At 50.7% G+C, this 20,451-nt stretch carries 18 protein-coding genes; 9 read left to right on the top strand and 9 right to left on the bottom strand.

The features are described from left to right. Positions 1-61: 61 nt before the first annotated feature. The 6 genes from AAY72_RS14085 to AAY72_RS14060 form a co-directional block, all read right to left on the bottom strand. Positions 62-268 carry a hypothetical protein gene (locus AAY72_RS14085; RefSeq protein ID WP_008984519.1) on the bottom strand — a complete coding sequence of 69 codons (207 nt, stop codon included), beginning with the start codon at positions 266-268 and terminating at the stop codon, positions 62-64. Positions 269-573: 305 nt separating this feature from the next. Further along, positions 574-1,422: a phosphate ABC transporter ATP-binding protein PstB gene (pstB, locus tag AAY72_RS14080; protein WP_008984520.1), complete on the bottom strand. Its 849-nt coding sequence runs from the start codon at positions 1,420-1,422 to the stop codon at positions 574-576. A gap of 5 nt (positions 1,423-1,427) precedes the next feature. Further along, positions 1,428-2,795: a phosphate ABC transporter permease PstA gene (gene pstA / locus AAY72_RS14075; RefSeq protein WP_008984521.1), complete on the bottom strand. Its 1,368-nt coding sequence runs from the start codon at positions 2,793-2,795 to the stop codon at positions 1,428-1,430. A 6-nt stretch (positions 2,796-2,801) separates the two neighbouring features. Then, positions 2,802-4,181: a phosphate ABC transporter permease subunit PstC gene (gene pstC, locus AAY72_RS14070; protein ID WP_057788356.1), complete on the bottom strand. Its 1,380-nt coding sequence runs from the start codon at positions 4,179-4,181 to the stop codon at positions 2,802-2,804. A gap of 144 nt (positions 4,182-4,325) precedes the next feature. Beyond that, positions 4,326-5,354, bottom strand: coding sequence for a substrate-binding domain-containing protein (locus AAY72_RS14065; RefSeq protein ID WP_057788354.1), 1,029 nt, complete (start codon positions 5,352-5,354; stop codon positions 4,326-4,328). A gap of 79 nt (positions 5,355-5,433) precedes the next feature. Continuing rightward, on the bottom strand, positions 5,434-7,074 hold the full coding sequence (locus AAY72_RS14060) for a methyl-accepting chemotaxis protein (protein WP_057788352.1): 1,641 nt from the start codon (positions 7,072-7,074) through the stop codon (positions 5,434-5,436). A gap of 150 nt (positions 7,075-7,224) precedes the next feature. Between AAY72_RS14060 and folM the strand changes: the two genes are divergently transcribed. Further along, positions 7,225-7,962, top strand: a complete 738-nt coding sequence (gene folM / locus AAY72_RS14055; protein ID WP_057788350.1) for a dihydromonapterin reductase — start codon at positions 7,225-7,227, stop codon at positions 7,960-7,962. 86 nt (positions 7,963-8,048) lie between these two features. Here folM and AAY72_RS14050 read toward each other — a convergent pair whose 3' ends face one another. Next, complete coding sequence (locus AAY72_RS14050; protein ID WP_008984526.1) at positions 8,049-8,339, bottom strand: high-potential iron-sulfur protein; 291 nt, start codon at positions 8,337-8,339, stop codon at positions 8,049-8,051. Positions 8,340-8,630: 291 nt separating this feature from the next. On the opposite strand from AAY72_RS14050, the gene AAY72_RS14045 reads away from it, so the two are divergent. Continuing rightward, entirely contained in the window at positions 8,631-9,869 is a 1,239-nt protein-coding gene (locus AAY72_RS14045; protein ID WP_057788348.1) for a DUF819 domain-containing protein, read from the top strand. 74 nt (positions 9,870-9,943) lie between these two features. Here AAY72_RS14045 and typA read toward each other — a convergent pair whose 3' ends face one another. Continuing rightward, complete coding sequence (gene typA, locus AAY72_RS14040) at positions 9,944-11,779, bottom strand: translational GTPase TypA (RefSeq protein WP_057788346.1); 1,836 nt, start codon at positions 11,777-11,779, stop codon at positions 9,944-9,946. Between the two features lie 350 nt (positions 11,780-12,129). Between typA and glnA the strand changes: the two genes are divergently transcribed. The 4 genes from glnA to glnG all read left to right on the top strand — a co-directional run bounded on the left by glnA (position 12,130) and on the right by glnG (position 16,731). Next, on the top strand, positions 12,130-13,539 hold the full coding sequence (gene glnA / locus AAY72_RS14035) for a glutamate--ammonia ligase (RefSeq protein ID WP_057788360.1): 1,410 nt from the start codon (positions 12,130-12,132) through the stop codon (positions 13,537-13,539). A 127-nt stretch (positions 13,540-13,666) separates the two neighbouring features. Then, on the top strand, positions 13,667-14,182 hold the full coding sequence (locus AAY72_RS14030) for a DUF4124 domain-containing protein (RefSeq protein ID WP_057788344.1): 516 nt from the start codon (positions 13,667-13,669) through the stop codon (positions 14,180-14,182). Positions 14,183-14,260: 78 nt separating this feature from the next. Further along, complete coding sequence (gene glnL / locus AAY72_RS14025; RefSeq protein ID WP_008984531.1) at positions 14,261-15,322, top strand: nitrogen regulation protein NR(II); 1,062 nt, start codon at positions 14,261-14,263, stop codon at positions 15,320-15,322. Continuing rightward, positions 15,319-16,731 carry a nitrogen regulation protein NR(I) gene (gene glnG, locus AAY72_RS14020; protein WP_057788342.1) on the top strand — a complete coding sequence of 471 codons (1,413 nt, stop codon included), beginning with the start codon at positions 15,319-15,321 and terminating at the stop codon, positions 16,729-16,731. The genes glnL and glnG overlap by 4 nt, the downstream gene beginning before the upstream one ends. Here glnG and AAY72_RS14015 read toward each other — a convergent pair. Continuing rightward, positions 16,728-17,201 carry a Spy/CpxP family protein refolding chaperone gene (locus AAY72_RS14015; protein WP_057788340.1) on the bottom strand — a complete coding sequence of 158 codons (474 nt, stop codon included), beginning with the start codon at positions 17,199-17,201 and terminating at the stop codon, positions 16,728-16,730. The genes glnG and AAY72_RS14015 overlap by 4 nt on opposite strands. Positions 17,202-17,339: 138 nt before the next feature. On the opposite strand from AAY72_RS14015, the gene AAY72_RS14010 reads away from it, so the two are divergent. Genes AAY72_RS14010 through AAY72_RS14000 form a run of 3 tightly spaced genes read left to right on the top strand, consistent with a single transcriptional unit; the run spans position 17,340 to position 20,438 of the window. Further along, positions 17,340-18,035: a response regulator gene (locus AAY72_RS14010; protein WP_057788338.1), complete on the top strand. Its 696-nt coding sequence runs from the start codon at positions 17,340-17,342 to the stop codon at positions 18,033-18,035. Then, complete coding sequence (locus tag AAY72_RS14005; RefSeq protein ID WP_057788336.1) at positions 18,035-19,426, top strand: ATP-binding protein; 1,392 nt, start codon at positions 18,035-18,037, stop codon at positions 19,424-19,426. The genes AAY72_RS14010 and AAY72_RS14005 overlap by 1 nt, the downstream gene beginning before the upstream one ends. Continuing rightward, the gene (locus tag AAY72_RS14000) at positions 19,419-20,438 is read left to right on the top strand and encodes an alpha/beta fold hydrolase (protein WP_057788334.1); all 1,020 of its coding nucleotides are present in this window, start codon (positions 19,419-19,421) and stop codon (positions 20,436-20,438) included. Before AAY72_RS14005 ends, AAY72_RS14000 begins: the two co-directional genes overlap by 8 nt. Positions 20,439-20,451: the final 13 nt, after the last annotated feature.

The raw sequence follows: 20,451 nt of genomic DNA, 5'->3' as shown, positions 1-20,451 counted from the left end.
TAACTGATCGGCATTACGCACAATGCGGGCCTTTTTTACAACTTAACCTTGTATCTGCCTGTTATTTTTGCTCAGCTTTAACCCGCTTTTGCGGTGGGTTAACCCAGACAACATGGCCGGTATGTGCAGCAGTGCGGGTTAATGCCGGCGCCTGCTTCATCCGCTCTTCATCCAGTTGGTAGGTATAACGGTTAGTATCTAAAGTCGAACAGCCGGTTAATGCCAAAGCGGCGGCGACTGCGATTATGGTTGGAATGGATTTTTTCATCTGCCTGCCCTCACCTGTGAACTTGCTTGAACTATAGACAGCAAAAATCGGCCTGTCTAGCAGATTTTTGTTACAGTTTAATGAAGGTGATAAAATTATTTATTTTAACCGTAAGCTACTGATTAAAAACAAATTAAATTAAACTTGTTTTAAATAAAAATGTCATAAAAATGTCATAAAAGTGTCATATTAATGACTTTAAGCTAAGCCTTGCCACAAACTCAGACCAAAGCTGGCATTAACACCAAAAACAGCGATAAAAAACCCGCCATGGCGGCGGGTTTGCAAAACCTTGACTATCACCCTTAACCATAACGGCCGGTAATATAATCTTCGGTGCGTTTTTGCTTCGGGTTAGTAAATAACTCGTTAGTGGCACCAATCTCAATCAGGTTGCCCAAATGGAAGAAAGCGGTACGATCCGATACCCGGGCGGCCTGTTGCATATTGTGAGTCACAATAACGATGGTAAAGTTTTGCTTTAACTCGTCGATCAACTCTTCAATAATCGAGGTCGCAATCGGATCCAGCGCCGAGCAGGGTTCATCCATCAAAATCACTTCCGGACTCACCGCAATAGTACGAGCAATACACAACCGTTGCTGCTGACCACCGGACAAACCGGTGCCTGGCTGATTTAAACGATCTTTAACTTCATTCCATAAACCAGCACGTCGCAAACTCGACTCGACAATATCATCCAGATCCGACTTTTTCTCGGCTAAACCGTGCAGTTTTGGCCCGTAGGCAATATTTTCATAGATGGACTTTGGGAACGGATTCGGCTTTTGGAATACCATGCCAACTTGCGCACGCAATTGCACCACGTCCAGCGTCGGATCATAGATATTCCTATCATCCAACTTAATCTCACCGGTTACCCGACAAATATCAATGGTATCGTTCATCCGGTTCAGACAACGTAAGAAGGTTGATTTACCGCAGCCAGACGGCCCGATAAAGGCGACGACTTCGTTTTGGTAAACGTCTAAATCAATACCGTGAATCGCCTGATTATCGCCGTAAAATACTTTCACATCCCGTGCCGTAATCTTGACCGGCTGCGCCGCAGTCGCTGCCAGCGACTCCTGCAGCTTAATGTCGTTAATATCAGCGCTTGTTACGGTCGCAGTCTGAAGCTTGTCATTACTCATCGGCCTTACCACCTTTTCTCATATTTTTTCCGCAGCCAGATGGCCAGCGCATTCAGGCTCAGCATTAACGCCAGCAGCACGATAATCGCCGCTGAGGTTCTGGCCTCAAAGAAATTACGTAATTCATTACCTTGCCACAGATAAATCTGTACCGGCAAAGCTGTAGATTGTTCAAAGGGACCTGCCGGTACCGACGCCACAAAGGATTTCATACCGATTAACAGCAACGGAGCGGTTTCGCCCAGCGCCTGCGCCACCCCGATAATGGCGCCAGTCAAAATGCCCGGTATGGCTAACGGTAATACATGGTGAAAGATTGCCTGCATCTTCGAGGCACCTAAGCCCAGCGCCGCTTGCCGGATCGATGGCGGTATCGCTTTTAAGGTCGAGCGGGTGGCGATAATGACAGTTGGCAGGGTCATTAATGATAACACTAAACCACCCACCACCGGCGCCGACATCGGCAGGTTAAACCAGCCGATAAACACCGCGGCACCGAGCAAACCAAACACGATAGAAGGTACCGCTGCCAGATTGTTGATATTCACTTCAACCAAATCGGTGAGTTTATTTTTTGGTGCAAACTCTTCCAGATAAATCGCGGCGGCGACACCCATAGGTACTGCCAGCAGTATCACCACCAGCATCATATATAAGGAGCCCATAAAGGCGCCAGCCAGACCGGCGGAGGCCAACGAGCTGCGCGAATCCGGGTTCATAAAGAGTGCAAAACTAAACCGATTCTGGATCACGCCCTCGGCAGCTAATTGGTCAACCCATTCCCGCACCTTGGCACTCAGCTGCTGCTGAGCATCCGGCAAACTGCGATCGATATTGCCTTTTAACCAGACGTCGATATTAGCATCGGTCAGTAAATGCAGGGTTTTGGTTTGACCAACCAAAGTTGGATCAGCAATCACCAGATCCCGTAGCGCGAAACGTTCACCCGAAGTCACGATACGTGCCAGATCACGGCGATGCTGCAACGCATCCGGGATCACTTTTTCCAGACCGGCCTGAATCAGCCGGTTGTAATTGACCATTCCCACCGCCGAGCGCCACGCCAGATCGCGCTCGCGAAAGTCATTATCAGATTCCTCTGCGCCCTGCACCGGCTGCTCCGGAATCTTCACTATTGCCGGATCAAAGTAAATATCCAGCGTGATGGTGGCCTGCCAGAACGCCGGCAAGCCTTTGGAGAAGATATTAATAAACAGCAGCGCCACCAACAACAAACTGCAGGCGACCGCACTGATACCCACACCACGGAATAGTTTTTCCTGGCGCTGGCGCCGTGCCAGCGATTGCTGCACCTTTTGCTGCACCTTAGACGGCGCCGGCAAGGGTTTCTTTTCAGTTTCTGCGACAGTCATCTTGGCTTACTCGTATTGTTCGCGATACTTACGGACGATCACCAGCGCAATAATATTCAGCAATAAGGTAATCACGAAGAGGGTTAGACCCAGGGCAAAGGCCACTAACGATTGTGGGCTGGCAAAGTCATTATCACCGGTCAGCTGATTGACAATAGTTACCGTGACCGTCGATACCGCCTCGAACGGGTTAGCCGTCAGCGCCGGCGCATTACCAGCGGCCAGCACCACGATCATCGTTTCACCTATTGCCCGGCTCGCGGCCAGCAACACAGCCCCAACAATACCGGGTAAGGCGGCAGGTAATACCACCTTACGAATCGTTTCTGACTTAGTGGCGCCCAGGCCTAGCGAGCCATCGCGCAGTGCCTTGGGTACCTGAGTAATAATGTCATCAGACAAAGACGAGATAAAAGGAATAATCATAATCCCCATCACCACCCCGGCGGTCAGCGCCGAAGTGGCGCGGATGGTCAGGCCCAGTGTTTGCCCCAGATCGGACAGAAAAGGACCAACAGTCACCAACGCAAAGAAGCCATAGACGATGGTCGGAATACCGGCCAAAACTTCAATCACCGGTTTTACCGTATTACGTAACTTAGCGGGCGCATATTCAGCCAGATAAATCGCCACCATTAACCCCAGTGGAATCGCGACTAATAATGCGATAACCGCAATCATCATGGTACCGCTTAACAACGGCAATAAACCAAAGCTGCCCTGGTCGGTGGTGCCGGTAGTCGAGAACCGCGGGTTCCAGGTCGTGCCAAAAAAGAAATCTGTCGGTTTGATAAAACTAAAAAATTTCAGCGTCTCGGTCACCATCGACAACACAATGCCGATAGTGGTCAAAATGGCGATAGTTGAACAGATCACCAGCACTGCCTTCACGACCCGTTCCACCTGATGCCGGGCGCGGCGCTGTGGTGCAATTTTAAAGTAACTGAAGGTCAGGCCTGCTGCCGCAATCGCCGCCATCAACGCCGTTAGCATCAGACCGCTGCTATGCTGTAACTGCTGCATATAAGCTGCTGCTGCCAGTTCCCAATCAGCGGCTTCCGCGACGATGCCGAAATTTGCCGCCAGATTGGCAATCCGGCGCAGCGTTACCGCCACTGCCTGTGCATCCTGGCTCTGAATTTCCGGCGGTAAACTCTGCTGTACCAGTGCAGCTATCACATCAGGTGCCAACAGATTCCAAATAACTAAGATAAAAAAAGCCGGTAATACGGCCCACAGCGCAACCATCATGCCGTAGTGCTGTGGTCGCGAATGCATCCGCTGTACCGGGTTAATTGTCGCTACCTTGCGGCTGCGCACCATGCCAAGCTGATAGGCCATTGCCATCACTACCAGCAAGCATACAATTAACGTTAGGTTACTCATCTTTGCTCCGTGTTAGCAGTGCGCCATTGCCCTGCAGCCAAAGGCCGACAGCATAAACGCCAAAAATGACAGTTTTATTACAGCCAGCGTAAGTGGCGAAAAAAGAGCCGACGGGCGACTCTTTTTTATTAAGCATAGTTCAGATTACAGTGACTGCTTGCTACGAATTTGCTGCAGTGTCTGTTCACGCTCATCGTCTGATAACGGAATTAAACCTACCGCTTCTAACGGGCTACCAAAACCTGAGGTGGCATCAGCTACGAAGAACTCGGCAAATTCCTGTAACCCCGGGATCACACCAATGTGTGCGCCTTTTACATAGAAGAACAATGGACGGGCCACCGGATACTGACCAGACAGCACTGTATCAACGGTCGGCACGACACCACTAACGGTCGCTACCTTGATACGGTCACGGTTGTTTTCATAGAAGGTTAACCCAAAGACACCAATCGCATCTCTCTGTGCTTGTAAACGCGCCAGAGTTTCAGTGTAGTCACCGGCAATTTCTACTACCCGGCCATCGGTACGCATCGCAACACAGAATTTACCCTGGTCATCTTTGCTCATGGCTTTGACTTCCGGTAATTCCTGACAACCCGGAACCACAACCTTCTCTTCATAGACTTCACGGGTACCATGGTTAGAACCCGGGATCGCCAGCAGAATGTTTTGATCTGGTAAGCTGGCATCAATCTGGCGCCAGTTAGTATAAGGGTTAGCGACCATTTTGCCATTTTGTGGTACTTGCGCTGCCTGCGCCAGGAACACATGTTCTGGTTTCAACGCAAAATCACCGGCATCAATCCGTGACGCAAACACGATACCGTCATAGCCGATTTTGACTTCAATAATTGAATTTACACCATTGGCTTTACAGGCTTCTACTTCACCCGGACGCATTGGCCGTGATGAATTGGCGATATCAATAGTGTTGGTACCGACGCCCTGACAGAACTGGCGTAAACCGCCTGACGAACCACCTGAACCGACGACCGGCGTTTTAAACTGGGCAAAGTTATTACCAAATTCTTCTGCTGCAACCGATGAGAACGGTAATACCGACGACGAACCGGCAATTTGGATAGTATCACGCGTGCTTTGCGCAACGGCCTGCAGACTGATGCTGACAGCTGCAGCGACGACAACGGTGTGTAATTTTGACATTTTCATCTGGAGTACCCTCAGTACCTGCTTAGTTGATGCGCTCAGTTTGCGATATTTTTGTGACACTAATATGACAAACAGCAAATCAAACCACTTTAAATGAACGCCACCCCTGCTCCAGCTGTGCAGCCACAGCTGAGAGTTGTTCGCTGGCCTGTGCGGATGCCGCTGTGCCCTGATGCAACTGCTGGCTGGCATCATGTAAGCGATTAATACCCTGATTAAAACGCACGGCCAGTTGCTGTTGCTCGGCACTGGCGCTGACAATTCTGGCATTAAAATTGTGTAGCGCTGTGACTTCATTGGCTAACTCGCCAAACATCTGCTCGGTTTGCCGTGCCAGCTGCACACTGTGTAATGCCCGCTGATCGGCGACACTGATCCCTGCCAACGCCTTGTCAGCTTGTTGCTGCAAGCTGACTATCATTTGCCGGATCGATTCCGTTGCCGCTTTCGTATTCGCCGACAAGGTCCGGACCTCGTCGGCGACGACTGAAAAGCCCCGTCCTGCCTCGCCAGCGCGTGCCGCTTCAATGGCGGCATTCAGCGCCAGCAAATTGGTTTGCTCGGAGATCTTGCCTATCACTTCCAGCACCCCGGAAATTTTTGCCGAGTCTTGCTGCAAGGCTGCGGTAAGCTTAGCACTTTGTGCCAATTCTGCCGCAAGTTGTTCGGCACTCTGCATACTGGCTTGACTCACCTGTCGCCCGTTGACGCAGCGTTCTGTCGCCTCCTGGGCAGTTTCCGATGCCGCTTGCGTTTGCGCGGTTACCTGCTGTAATGCCTGCTGCATTTCAGCGGCTGCCAGCGCCAGCTGGTCTGCTTGCTGAGCTTGTTCAGCCGCCCCGCCCTTAACCTGTTCACCAAAGGCAGAAACCTCTGTTGCCTGCTGACTAAGGTGGGCTGCGCTCACCCCTAATTGTTGCAGCAAGTCTGCAAATCGCTGCAACATCCGATTAAGTGCGGTTGCGGCTTCTGCTATTTCGTCCTGGCCCTGCGCATTGGCACGCAGCGTTAAATCCGCATCCTGCTCCAATCGCAACAACAAATCGCGTAATTGGCGCAGTGGCAAATTAACGGCTCGCCGGGTGCGCCAAATCAACGCCAAAATCAGCAGCGCTAATAACAGGCCCCCGAGCAGATAAACTTGCAACATCAGCTGAGTCAGGGCTGTGGCTTGATCCCGTACTTTCGCCGCCGTCGCAATTTGCTGCTGAATAAATTGGTCAGCTAGATCGGTAAACGGCTGGATCTGCTGCTTCACCTCGTTACTAATCGTCGACTCATTTAAAATTCTGACCAGCAAAGCGTCTGTTCCGACATAACCAATCCAGTCCTGATAGTGCTTCAAAGCCCGGGCAAACGTCTGATCCAGCTCGGTAAAGGCCGCGGCTGTCTCTTCGCTATCTACGACCCGCTGCGCCTGAAATTGCTGCCAGTGTAATTCGGCCTGTTGCAGCAGAGTGGTGACCTTAGTATGGGTTGCCTCGGCTGAAGCCCAACCAGTTCGATATTGCTGGAGCTCAGCCAGACCTTGTTGCTGCAGGATCTTCTGCGTATGCATGACGTCAGCCAGAATCACCAGGTGTTCGCTGTATAAGCGGTTAAACAGTTGATCTTTCTCGTTGGCAGCATAAAATGAAGCCAATAACACCGCGACCAGTAATCCCAGAGGTACCAACCCTAACAGCATTACCCTGGTCGCAATTTTTATCCCGAACGTCATCGCTTTCTCCTCAGCCAGCCTCTCGCTGCGGCGAACCTTAGCAGTGCGATATGACTTTTTTATGACAACGAAGTGATCGCAGCAACTGAGCTAAACCGCGTATTGCACGTAAAAAGCCGAACGTATCCGAATCAAGCGAATAAACACCTTATGCAGAACGAAATTATTGTAATCACCGGCGCCGCACAACGCGTTGGGCTGGCATTGGCATTAGATTTACAACAAGCGGGCTATCAGGTTGTAGCCAGCTACCGTTCGGTGCGGCCCGGGCTGGAGCAGTTGCAGGCCGCCGGCGTCATGACCCTACAATGTGATTTAACCGACTTACCCAGCCTGGCGAACTTTATCAGCCAGCTACAAACCCTGGGCCCACTACGGGCACTGATTCATAACGCCTCAGACTGGCGCAAAGATCCGCCAGCACAGCACCAGAGTCTGCTACAACAACTGGAAGCCGAAGCAGCCAGTTTTGATTATCTGCAGCAGGTGCATGCCAGAGCGCCTTATTTACTAAACCGGGCCTTGCTGCCGCAACTGCAGCAAAGTGAGCAGGCAGATATTATTCAGTTAAGTGATTTTGTCGCCAGTGTTGGCAGTGCTAAACATATTGCCTATGCCGCCTCAAAAGCAGCACTGGAAAATCTGACACTCTCCTTTGCCCGCCAGTTTGCCCCCGGCATTAAGGTCAATACCATAGCCCCGGCCCTGTTGATGTTTAATGCTGGTGATGGTGAAGAGTATAAACAGCACGCCTTGCAAAAGTCGTTACTGCAAACCGAGCCGGGTGCACAGGAAGTGGTCAAAGCGGTCAATTATATTTTAAGCAGCCGTTATCTGACCGGCCGGGTATTGGCGTTGGATGGTGGCCGGCATTTAAATTTGCCTTGATCCGGTAAAGTTTAAAGCCACCCACTTACCGGCGCACCATAAAAAACGCCGGCAAATTGCCGGCACTTGTTTTACACGGGAGAGACTTAAACTTTTTTCACCCAGGCAGAGCACCAGCCTTCCGCAGCCACCAGCTTGCCCGGGAAGATCGCACATGGCCGCCATTCCTGACCATCTTCACCCTGGATCAGATTACAGTTGGCACATTTCTGATCCGCTTTTTCTGATTTATGGGTGTATTTCATCGCAGCAGCCAGCGGATCATCCAGCTTTACCGGCTCAGCAGCAAAGGCGCGCAAACTGACACCACCGACAGTCATACCGATGACGGCGCCGGCTGAAATTTTAAAGAAATTACGACGGTTAATATTATTCATTCTAAAACTCCTGCATTGTTTGGTAAATAATACTGGGGATCCGTCTGCGCGGATTTGATAAATATCAACTTTAGCCGCTTTAGAGGTTAGCAGATAACGCCATACCAGGCGACCCATATTAGGTATTAATTGTGTTCAGACCACTGCCGATTTTTGTGCCTGGCTGTGTCAGCGTGTTGCCAGCTGACCACATTTTACGGCACACTGCCGCAGGCAGCTGGCAAATATTAACCCTGCTGCGTTATGTTGCGACTTTAATCCAGGCTGCGGCCTTAACTACAAGAATAATATATGCAAGAAACCACTGTTCTAATCACTAATGATGCCGTAGTACTGGGCATCCTGGCGGTGATTCTGGGGCTGGTGTTCTATACCAGCCATAGCGAAAACCGTTACTGCAAAGCCTTTTACCGTTACGTGCCGGCATTGTTACTCTGCTACTTTCTCCCATCGTTACTTAACAGCTTTGGCATTATCGACGGTGAGGGGTCATCTTTATATAAGATGGCATCGCGCTATCTGTTACCGGCCAGTCTGGTGTTGCTGACCTTAAGTGTCGACTTTAAAGCCATCCTGGGTCTGGGCCCTAAAGCCTTAATCATGTTTTTAACCGGTACCGCAGGTATTATTATTGGTGGCCCTTTGGCGCTGCTGATGCTGGGACAGCTCTATCCGGAAGCGCTGGGTGGTGATATCTGGAAAGGCATGACTACCATTGCCGGCAGTTGGATCGGTGGTGGCGCCAATCAGGCCGCGATGAAAGAAGTGTTTAACGTCGACGGCAGTATTTTCTCCGTGATGATTACAGTCGATGTGATCGTGGCGAATATCTGGATGGCGGTGTTGTTATTTATGGCCAGTCGCGCCAGCTATTTCGACCAGAAAACCGGCGCTGATACCAGTGCGATTCGTCACCTGCAGCAGAAAATAGAGCAATATCAGGCAGAAAATGCCCGTATTCCGCAGGTGACTGACCTTATTTTGATCCTGGCCGTGGCCTTTGGCGTGACCGGTTTGTCGCACTTACTGGCCGATCTGATTGTGCCCTGGATTGAACGTGAAGCGCCTTATTTAGAAGTTTACAGCCTGACCAGCTCCTTCTTCTGGATTGTCGTCATTGCTACTACAGTCGGTTTACTGTTATCCGGTACTAAGGTGCGGAAACTGGAAGCAGTCGGCGCTTCTAAGTTGGGTACCGTATTTTTATATATTCTGGTGGCCACCATCGGCATGCATATGGACGTTACGGCGATCTTAGATTATCCGGAGATGTTCCTGGTGGGTATTGTCTGGATGGCGTTCCACGGTGGCTTAATGCTGTTTGTCGCCCGTTTAATAAAAGCGCCGTTATTTTATATGGCGGTCGGTAGTCAGGCGAACGTCGGTGGCGCAGCTTCAGCACCGGTGGTTGCCGCAGCCTTTCATCCATCGCTGGCACCGGTTGGTGTCCTGCTGGCTGTGTTAGGTTATGGTTTAGGCACTTACGGAGCCTATATCTGCGGTTTGATTCTGCAGCAGGTCGCGCCCTAAGCATCGGTAACCCAAGCCGAAAAAAAAAAAGCCCCGGCAAGGTTGCCGGGGCTTTTTGTTACCGGGTAAGACGCTTATTCAGCATTACGGCTGGCGCGTTTACGCTCGTTTTCGGTCAAATACTTTTTCCGGATCCGAATTGATTTTGGTGTCACTTCAACCAACTCATCGTCGTCAATAAACTCTAACGCACTTTCCAACGTTAACCGCACCGGTGGTGTCAGCGTTAAGGCTTCATCCGTACCCGCAGCACGGATGTTGGTCAGTTGCTTGCCTTTCAGACAGTTTACCGTCAGGTCATTGCTACGGCTGTGAATACCGATAATCTGGCCTTCATAAACCTCATCGGCATGGCTGGTAAATAAACGCCCACGCTCTTGCAGCGTAAACAACGCATAGGCCAGCGCTTTACCGGTAGCATTGGAAATCAATACGCCGTTATTGCGTAAGCCGATAGTACCGCCTTTGAAATCACCATAATGCGAGAAGGTGTGATACATCAAACCGGTACCTGAGGTTAAGGTCATAAACTCGGTACGGAAACCAATTAAACCACGGCTTGGCATCACGAAATCCATCCGGATCCGGCCTTTGCCATCAGGTTGCATATTGGTCATTTCCGCTTTTCGCTCACCCATCTTCTCCATGATCGAGCCTTGATGCTGCTCTTCCACGTCGATGGTCACCTCTTCAAATGGTTCTTGTTTTACACCGTCAACCATTCGCATAATCACTTCAGGCCGTGATACTGCTAATTCAAAACCTTCGCGGCGCATATTTTCAATTAATACGCCCAGGTGCAATTCACCGCGACCTGAAACCCGGAACTTGTCACCGTCTTCGGTTTCTTCAACCCGCAGGGCCACGTTGTGTTTCAACTCGTTTTGTAACCGCTCTAAAATCTGACGTGACGTCACGAACTTGCCTTCTTTACCAGCGAAAGGCGAAGTATTTACCTGGAAAGTCATCGTTACCGTTGGTTCATCAACTTGCAGTGCCGGCAGCGCTTCAACTTTATTTGGGGCACAGATAGTATCAGAGATTTTTAACTCGCCAAGACCGGTAAAGGCAACGATATCACCAGCTGTGGCTTCATTCGTTTCAATCCGCTCCAGACCCAGGTAACCGAAGACCTGACCCACTTTACCGTTACGCTTAGTGCCGTCAGCGCCAACAATAGTCACTTGCTGGTTTGGTTTTAACGAGCCACGCTTGATCCGACCAATACCAATAATACCCAGGTAGCTGGAGTAATCCAGTTGCGATACCTGCAGTTGCGTTTCACCATTTAACTCGACTTTTGGTGGCTCAACATACTTGATGATCGCTTCGAACAGGTCGGTGATATCGTCTTTCTTTACGTCGGCCTCCATTGAAGCCCAACCATTCAGACCAGAAGCGTAGACGATGGGGAAGTCCAGCTGCTCATCAGAGGCACCCAGGTTATCGAACAGATCAAATACCTGATCAATAACCCAATCGGTGCGGGCGCCTGGTTTATCAACCTTGTTAATGACAACGATCGGCTTTAAGCCGTGCGCAAAGGCTTTTTGTGTTACAAAGCGGGTTTGTGGCATCGGGCCTTCAACCGCATCCACCAGCAACAACACAGAATCTGCCATTGACAGTACCCGCTCAACTTCACCACCGAAATCGGCGTGGCCTGGCGTGTCCAGAATATTGATCTGGTAACCGTTCCAGCGCACTGAGGTGTTTTTCGCCAGGATAGTAATACCCCGCTCCGATTCCTGCGCATTGGAGTCCATGATCCGCTCTTGCAATTTGGTGCGGGCATCAAAAGTACCTGACTGTTGCAACAGTTTATCTACCATGGTGGTTTTGCCGTGGTCAACGTGGGCGATTATGGCTATATTACGTAGCTTGTCGATGGATGACGCTGTGACGCTCATGAATAACTATCCTCTGTGTGGCACTAGATGACCAGAATGACCACCAGGCGAACGCAAATAAAAACTAAAGGGCGCATATTCTACTCTGTTTTCGTGCTGAAAGAAAAAACTCCTGTAAAGATTTTGGTATTTTTTTTCAACAGTCCAATTCTCAGCTACACTCAACACCTTGCTTGCTTAGCACCAAATTGGCGCAGCGTTGCACCGTTATTGTGCAGCCGGTGAGATATAACGCTGACACTAAAAGAGCAAATCCATACAATACATAAGCTTAGTATGTTGGCATGGTATTGGCATTATTAGGGCAAGCAATCAGCGAAATGCTCAAAATGGGTCAGTTGGAGGATTACATGTCTGTAGAAAACGTATTAAAGTTAATCAAGGAAAACGAAGTAAAGTTTGTTGACCTGCGTTTTACCGATACTAAGGGTAAAGAGCAGCATGTGACAGTACCGGTTAGTCAGGTTTCTGCCGATATGTTCGAAGACGGTAAAATGTTCGATGGTTCATCAATTACTGGCTGGAAAGGTATCAATGATTCAGACATGATCCTGTTACCGGACCCAAGCACTGCAGTATTGGATCCGTTTTTCGAAGAAACCACCCTTAACATCACCTGTGACGTTATTGAACCAAGCACCATGCAAGGTTATGACCGCGACCCACGTTCTATTGCCAAGCGTGCTGAAGACTATCTGAAGTCGACCGGTATTGCGGATACCGTGTTGTTCGGACCAGAGCCTGAATTCTTTATGTTCGACGATATTCGTTTTGAAACTAATATGTCGGGCTCATTCTTTAAAATTAACTCGACTGAAGCTGCCTGGAACTCAGGTACTGCGTATGAAGACGGCAACAAAGGCCACCGTCCGGGCGTGAAAGGCGGTTACTTCCCGTTACCGCCGGTCGATTCAGGCCACGATATCCGTAGCGCCATGTGTATGGTGCTGGAAGAAATGGGTCAGGTAGTCGAAGCGCACCATCATGAAGTAGCGACCGCTGGTCAGAACGAAATTGCCACCCGTTTCAATACGCTGACGAAAAAAGCCGACGAAATTCAACAATTAAAGTACGTGATCCACAACGTGGCACATATGTACGGTAAAACCGTCACCTTTATGCCAAAACCGCTGGTGGGTGATAACGGTTCAGGTATGCACTGCCACCAGTCACTGGCTAAAGACGGGGTAAACCTGTTTGCCGGTGACAAATATGCCGGTTTATCTGAACTGGCACTGTACTACATCGGCGGTATTATCAAGCATGCCAAGGCGCTGAACGCCTTTACTAACCCGTCGACTAACTCGTACAAGCGTCTGGTACCTCACTTTGAAGCACCGGTGATGCTGGCTTACTCAGCCCGTAACCGTTCAGCGTCAATCCGTATCCCACTGGTACCAAGTGCTAAAGCGCGTCGTATTGAGTGTCGTTTCCCGGATCCGGCAGCTAACCCATACCTGGCCTTTGCCGCTCAGTTGATGGCCGGTATCGACGGTATCCAGAATAAGATCCACCCAGGCGATGCGATGGATAAAGATCTGTACGACTTACCAGCCGAAGAAGCAGCGAATATTCCACAGGTTGCCACCTCACTGGATGAAGCACTGAACGAGCTGGATAAAAACCGCACGATCTTTACCAAAGGCGGCGTAATGACCGACGAAATGATCGATGCCTACATCGCTATCAAGCGTGCAGAAGCCCGCAAGGTATCAATGGCTGTGCATCCACTGGAATTCGAACTGTACTACAGTGTCTAAGCCCGACTAGTGCAAAAGTACTAAAACAGAAAGCTCACTTCGGTGGGCTTTTTTTTGTAGAAAATTTAACATTTTCCAGCTAGAGTTATAAAACTAGGTCAGGATGACAATATGGGAATAAGGGTAGATGCGGATACTGATTTTAATACTGACGTTGCTCACGCTAAGCTGCACCCTTTTGGCGCAGGAGAAACGTATTTATGTCAGCCGCGATGCCAACGGAGTGGTGATTTTCTCTGATAGTCCATCGCCAGGAGCGGAGGAAATTACCCTTACCGTTCGGCCTAATCTGATGGATCCGACTGAAGTCAAATTCCCCGAGCCCAAGCCTGCCGCGCCAGAGCCCTTTAAAGTCCAGGTGTTTCAACCAGAAGATCAGGCGACGTTGCGTGATAATACCGGCTCAGTCTATATTGAAGGCCGGATCAAACCACGTTTTCAGCGCGGCTTAAGGGTGCGGCTGGTATTCGACGGCCTGGCTTATGGCGAACCTCAAAACACTGCAGTCTTTGTGCTACGTGATATTGACCGTGGCGAACATACCATTCAATTAGAACTCATCGATCAAAACGGCAAGCTAATTGCAATAAGTCCTGTAACAACGTTTTACTTACACCGTGCCAGTGTAATTTCACCAAATTAGTGCAAAGTCAGTGTAATCTGACACCGCTCGGGCTAAACTGCCGGTCGAAAGCACCAATTTGGTGCAAGAGGATAGCTTATGCCCGAGGATCTGTTTGCCAGTGCGCTTGCCGACCAGCTGACCACCGCTGTGCTGGTGCTCGACCAGCAATTACATATCCGTTATTTCAATACCGCCAGCTGTGCTGTCTTGGGTTTGGGTGAGAAACGGCTCAGTAATCAACATTTTCCAACCGTATTTCAGCATCTGGATTTAAAAGCCTCACACCTGCAGAATGCACTGTTGCACCGGCAGTCATTTAGCGTAAGCGACGTGCAGGCGGTCACACCGGATGGGCGCCATTTACTGCTCGATATCGCCGTCACCCTGCTCGACCAGCAACCACTGCAATTATTACTGGAACTGAGGCAGGTTGATCAGCAACGTAAAATTAGTATGGAGAGCTTACAGCAGCATCAACATCTGGCAGCACGGGAGCTGGTGCGCAATCTGGCGCACGAAATCAAAAATCCACTTGGTGGTTTGCGCGGGGCCGCGCAATTGTTGGAAGAGTCATTAAGCGAAGAACAAAAAGAATATACGCAATTAATTATTGCTCAGGCTGACCGTTTACGTAATTTGGTAGACCGTCTGCTCGGGCCTTACCGACCACCACAGCTGTTATTGAGCAACCTGCATCAGATGGTCGAGCAGGTGCTGCAACTGGCCCGCATTGATAACCCGGCACCGATCCATTTTCATCGTGACTACGATCCCAGTATTCCGGATTTCTACTTTGATCCGGAATTGTTGCAACAGGCCATTTTGAATATTGTGCGCAATGCCCAACAAGCCCTGGCCCAGGGCGGCGATATTACGCTGCAGACCCGGATTCTGTCGCAACATACCCTACATGGCAAAAGGTATAAATTGGTAGCCTGTATCAAGGTAATTGATAACGGCCCCGGCATTCCGGCCGAGATCCGAGACACCTTGTTTTACCCAATGGTCAGTGGTAAAGCCGGCGGGACCGGCCTGGGGTTATCTATTGCACAAACGCTTATCCATCAACTGCGTGGCTGGATTGATTGTGAAAGCTGGCCAGGCTACACCGCTTTCACGCTTTATCTGCCAATTTCAGACCATGAGGACCCACTATGAACCAGGATGTCTGGATAATTGATGATGATAATTCGATCCGTTGGGTGCTGGAAAAGGCCCTTAGTCGCAATGACATTCATTGTGAAAGCTTTGCCTCCGCCGATTTAATGTTACAACGACTCGATTACGAGCAGCCGGCGGTAGTCGTATCCGATATCAGGATGCCGGGTACCGATGGCATGGAGTTACTGGGTAAATTACAACAGCTCAGCCCGGAATTACCGGTCATCATTATGACCGCGCACTCCGACCTGGACAGCGCAGTCAATGCCTTTAAACGCGGCGCTTTTGAGTATCTGCCTAAGCCCTTTGACGTTAATGATGCGGTAGCACTGATCAGCAGAGCGCTGGAACATCACAAAAACCGCCGGGCGAAACAGCAACCGACGCCACCGCTGCTGAGCACCGAAATAATCGGTGAGGCACCAGCGATGCAAGAGGTATTCAGAGCAGTTGGCCGCTTGGCCCGCTCTAGTATTAGTGTGCTGATTAATGGTCAGTCCGGTACCGGTAAAGAATTGGTGGCGCGGGCACTGCACAAACATAGCCCAAGACATGAGCAGCCCTTTATCGCGCTAAATATGGCGGCCATTCCAAAAGATCTGATTGAGTCCGAGTTGTTTGGTCATGAAAAAGGCGCCTTTACCGGTGCCAATAATGCCCGCAAAGGCCGCTTTGAGCAGGCAGATGGTGGCACCCTGTTTCTCGACGAAATCGGTGATATGCCACTGGATGTGCAAACCCGTTTACTGCGGGTGCTGGCCGACGGTCAGTTTTACCGGGTAGGTGGTCATCAGCCGGTTGGTGTGGATGTCAGGATCATTGCCGCCACGCATCAAAATCTGGAGTCATTGGCACGGGAAGGTAAATTCCGGGAAGACTTATTTCATCGCCTGAATGTCATTCGGATTCATTTGCCGGCGTTAAAAGATCGGCGCGAGGATATCGGCAAGTTAGCGCGACACTTTCTACAGCAAGCTGCCACTGAGCTTAACGTTGAAGCGAAGACACTAAGTACAGAAGCAGAACAAGTACTGTGCAATCTGGAGTGGCCAGGTAATGTCCGGCAGTTAGAGAATACCTGTCGCTGGCTAACCGTGATGGCCAGTGGCAAGCATATAGTGGTATCGGACTTACCGCCAGAATTGCTGCAGCAGCCTAAGCCGCAGCTGGTTAACGGTAGCGGTTTAACCGCAGATAACTGGCAAGCCTTACTGGCGAGCTGGGTCAGTGAGCGTCTGGCAGCCGGGCAGGATAATATCCTGGCCGAAGCAGCACCCGCTTTTGAAAAAGTGGTGCTGGAACAGGCGCTACGTTATACCCATGGTCATAAACAAGAAGCGGCCCGCAAACTGGGTTGGGGCCGCAATACCCTGACACGGAAACTGAAAGAGCTCGGCGTCGATTAGTTATTATCGGCGCTTTGCTTATGCCAACGTCCTGGCTTGCCGGCTTTGTCATGCCGCTTGCTGTGGCGTTGTTGCTGCAATTGCTGCAACTGTTCACGTTGTTCACTGGTTAACAACTGCCGGATCTCATGCTGCAGCTTTAAACCGGCCAGTTGCCGTTGTTCACGCTGTGCCGCGCGTTGCGCCAGTATATCGCGCGCTGCTTGCTCGTCGAACTGCGGTGCGTCCAGCAGCGCTTGCATCGCCTCACGTTGTGCTGTTGGCTTAGCCGCACGATGCGCTTGCATCAACTCGCGGATCTGTTGGCGTTGTTGGTCAGTTAAGTCCAGTTGCTGCCAGAGCTGACCATGCTGCCCGGCACCGGCCATTTTCTGCCGCCACTCGCCTTTGTCGCCGGCCAGCGCCGGATTCAGGCTACTGATTAATAATAAACCGCTAGTGATACTGACTAAAATCGTTTTAACCTTCATTTTGTGTACTCCACTTTGTTGACGCTTTCAGTTTAGCCCGCCAAGTGCAAAGCAACGCAAACCTCAGGTAAAGGTTCTGTAAAGGACCTGACAGTATCCTGACAACCACGTAAACTGAGCTAAAGCAGGAGGTTAGCTATGCCCAAAATCTTGATGATTGATGATGACACCGAACTGACCCAACTGGTGGCAGAATACCTGGCATTGGACGGTTTCGAGTTTGAGGCGGTGCATGATGGGGAACAGGGGTTGGCCCGCGCGACTCACAGCAATTGCGATTTAATTCTGCTGGATGTGATGCTGCCAAAGCTTGATGGTTTATCTGTGCTAAAAGCCCTACGTCAGGGCCCCTACTGTCCGGTATTAATGTTAACGGCCCGCGGTGACGATATCGATCGCATTCTGGGACTGGAACTCGGGGCAGACGATTATCTGGCAAAACCCTTTAATCCGCGCGAACTGGTAGCACGGATCAAAGCCATCTTGCGCCGTATCGAACTGTTACAGCAAGAACAACACGATCTCTCACCGCTACTGGAGCTGAATGAGGTCCGTCTGAATGCACAAAACCGCCAGGTCAGTTGTGCCGGTCATCCGATCAGCCTTACCGCCACCGAATTTCAATTACTCGAACAGCTGATGCGCCGGGCCGGAGAGGTGGTCAGTAAAGATGATTTAAGCCGTGCTGTATTAGGACGGCGCTTACAACAGTATGATCGCAGTTTGGATATGCATATCAGTAATATCCGGAAAAAGCTGGCGCAGCATAGCCAGAGTGAAAAAATCCAAACCTTACGTGGCAGTGGCTATCTGTTTTTAACGGAGGGATCCTGATGCAGTTAGGCTGGCTCAACCCGGTTAATTCACTGGCTGGACGCATCTTTATCTGGTTTTGGTTAGTGTTAATGCTGACGGTCGCCCTCACCTTGTTGCTATCCAGGCAATTAATTGAAGATACCGATATCCGCCGTCTGCCCCCCAGTATTACTGCACAATTGCAGCAGCAAATTTTGCAATGGCAACAGCTGCCGGACACGCCGTCACTATTGCAACGCCTGTCGCAGCAGGCCGAGCAGCGCTGGGTGATAGTCCGGAGCCGCGACAATCAGTTACTGACGCCGCAGTTACTGCCACGCAACTTCAACCTGAACTGGTTAACGGAACTTAACCAACTCAACCGGCCACGGTTGTTACGGCATAATAATATTCATCTCGCCGGCCCCTTTATGCTGCAACTGGCTGACGAGCAACTGGCGTTGTATCAATTACGCCAGCGCCCATCGCAGCCCTGGTGGCGGTTAAGTAGTTTGTCAGAGCCCATTTTAGTCTTGCTGCTATTACTGATTTCCGCCGCGGCCAGCTTTGTCCTGGCCATTTCAATCTCGCGACCTTTGCGCGAACTATTGCAGCAAAACCTGCGCTTTGCGCATGGTCAGTTAGATAGCCGGGTTGAACAGTTAGCCAAGCGTCAGGATGAGCTGGGGCAGCTTGGCCGCAGTTTTAATACCATGGCCGAGCGGATCAGTGCGCTATTGCATAATCAACAGCGGTTGATGCGCGATATTTCACATGAATTACGATCGCCACTGGCCCGGGCGCAACTGGCTTTGGGTTTAAGCGAGCGCCAGCAGGATTTACAACAATTACCACGACTGAAAAGCGAGTTGGAACGGTTGGAGGCGATGCTGGATGAACTGCTGACCTATAGCAAACTCGACGCCGGTCAGTATCAATTACAGTACCACCCGGTTGATCTGGTGGCATTGACCGAACAGGTGCTGGATATTAATCAGTTGGAAGCCGATGCGAAGCAACAGCACTTCCGGTTCCAGGCACCGGCTCAGGTGTGGCTGTTGGCCGACAGCCACCTGTTGGGACGGGCAATTGAGAATATCGTGCGCAATGCTTTGAAATATGCCCCAACTAACTCGCATATTGACTGCACCATTACAGTGCAGGCGCAACAACTCCTGCTGACAGTGCGCGATTATGGACCAGGTATTGCGCAGGCGCAGCTAAGTGATATCTTTCAGCCTTTTTATCGGGTCAGTGATAGCCGCAACAGCCAAACCGGCGGTACAGGCCTTGGCCTGGCGATAGTCGCGCAAATTATTCGCCAGCATCACGGCGAGGTCAGTGCCAGCCTGCCGGCTGGTGGCGGCCTGCAAATCAATGTTACACTGCCGCTGCCACCGCCAAACCAGACGCTTGACCCAGATGACTAACCGCTGCTTTCCTGAACTCCGACAACTTGCCAACGAAACGACACTGAGTGATCACTGGCAACAAACCTTGCTCCCCTTCTGGCAGCAGCTGCAGCACGGCCATTTTACCGGTGTCAACGGTATCCCCATCCATTACAGTTACCAGCTGACACCAGGTGCCACTGCGGCCTGGGTGATTAGCAGTGGCCGCATCGAAACCGCCGTCAAGTACAGTGAACTGATGTACGAGCTGGTAAGTGCGGGCTACAGTGTCTTTATTCTGGATCATCGCGGTCAGGGGCGCTCTGGCCGCTTATTGCCCGATCCACAACCAGGTTATGTTGAATCATTTCAATGTTATCAGCAGGATTTAGCACAGTTTCTACGCCAGATAGTGCAACCGAACGGTCACCCGCAGCATCTGTTATTAGCTCACTCAATGGGTTGTGCTATTGCCGCCGCTTTACTGACTGGTGCCATGTGGCAGGAATGGCATAGCTTTTTCAGTGCTGCCGTGTTTTGCTCTCCGATGTTTGGTATTCACAGTGGGCCGGTCCCGACCCGCGTGGCTGAAGGTCTGGCATTAGCCTATTGCCGTCGCTTAAGGGCCAACCCACTGGCGCAGGCGGGCTATTTTCCGGGCCAGCAAGCTTATAGTGATAAAGTCTTTGCCGGTAATGATCTGACCTCCAGCCCGGCCCGCTATCAGGCACTGCGTGACTGCTATTTACGTGAACCGCAACTGCAATTGGGTGGTGTCAGTTGCCAGTGGTTGGTGCAGGCCATTCTGGCTATGCGTCAGCTAAGGCGGGATGTGGTGAACTGTCAAACGCCGGTGCTGCTAATACAAGGCAGCGCCGACAAAGTGGTTGCCAATACTGCGCAGCGGCAATGGTTTAATGCCCTGCCAGCAGCTTTACCGAAGACGCTGTGCAGTATTAACGCTGGCCGGCACGAGTTGTTGATGGAGCAGGATGCCATGCGCCAACAGGTGTTTGCTGCCATTAATCAGTTTCTGCAGCAACTGGCTTAGCGCCAGCTATATG

The organism is Alishewanella sp. WH16-1, assembly GCF_001441695.1.
GTDB lineage: Bacteria > Pseudomonadota > Gammaproteobacteria > Enterobacterales > Alteromonadaceae > Alishewanella > Alishewanella agri.
This window is presented reverse-complemented; position numbering and strand designations above follow the sequence as displayed.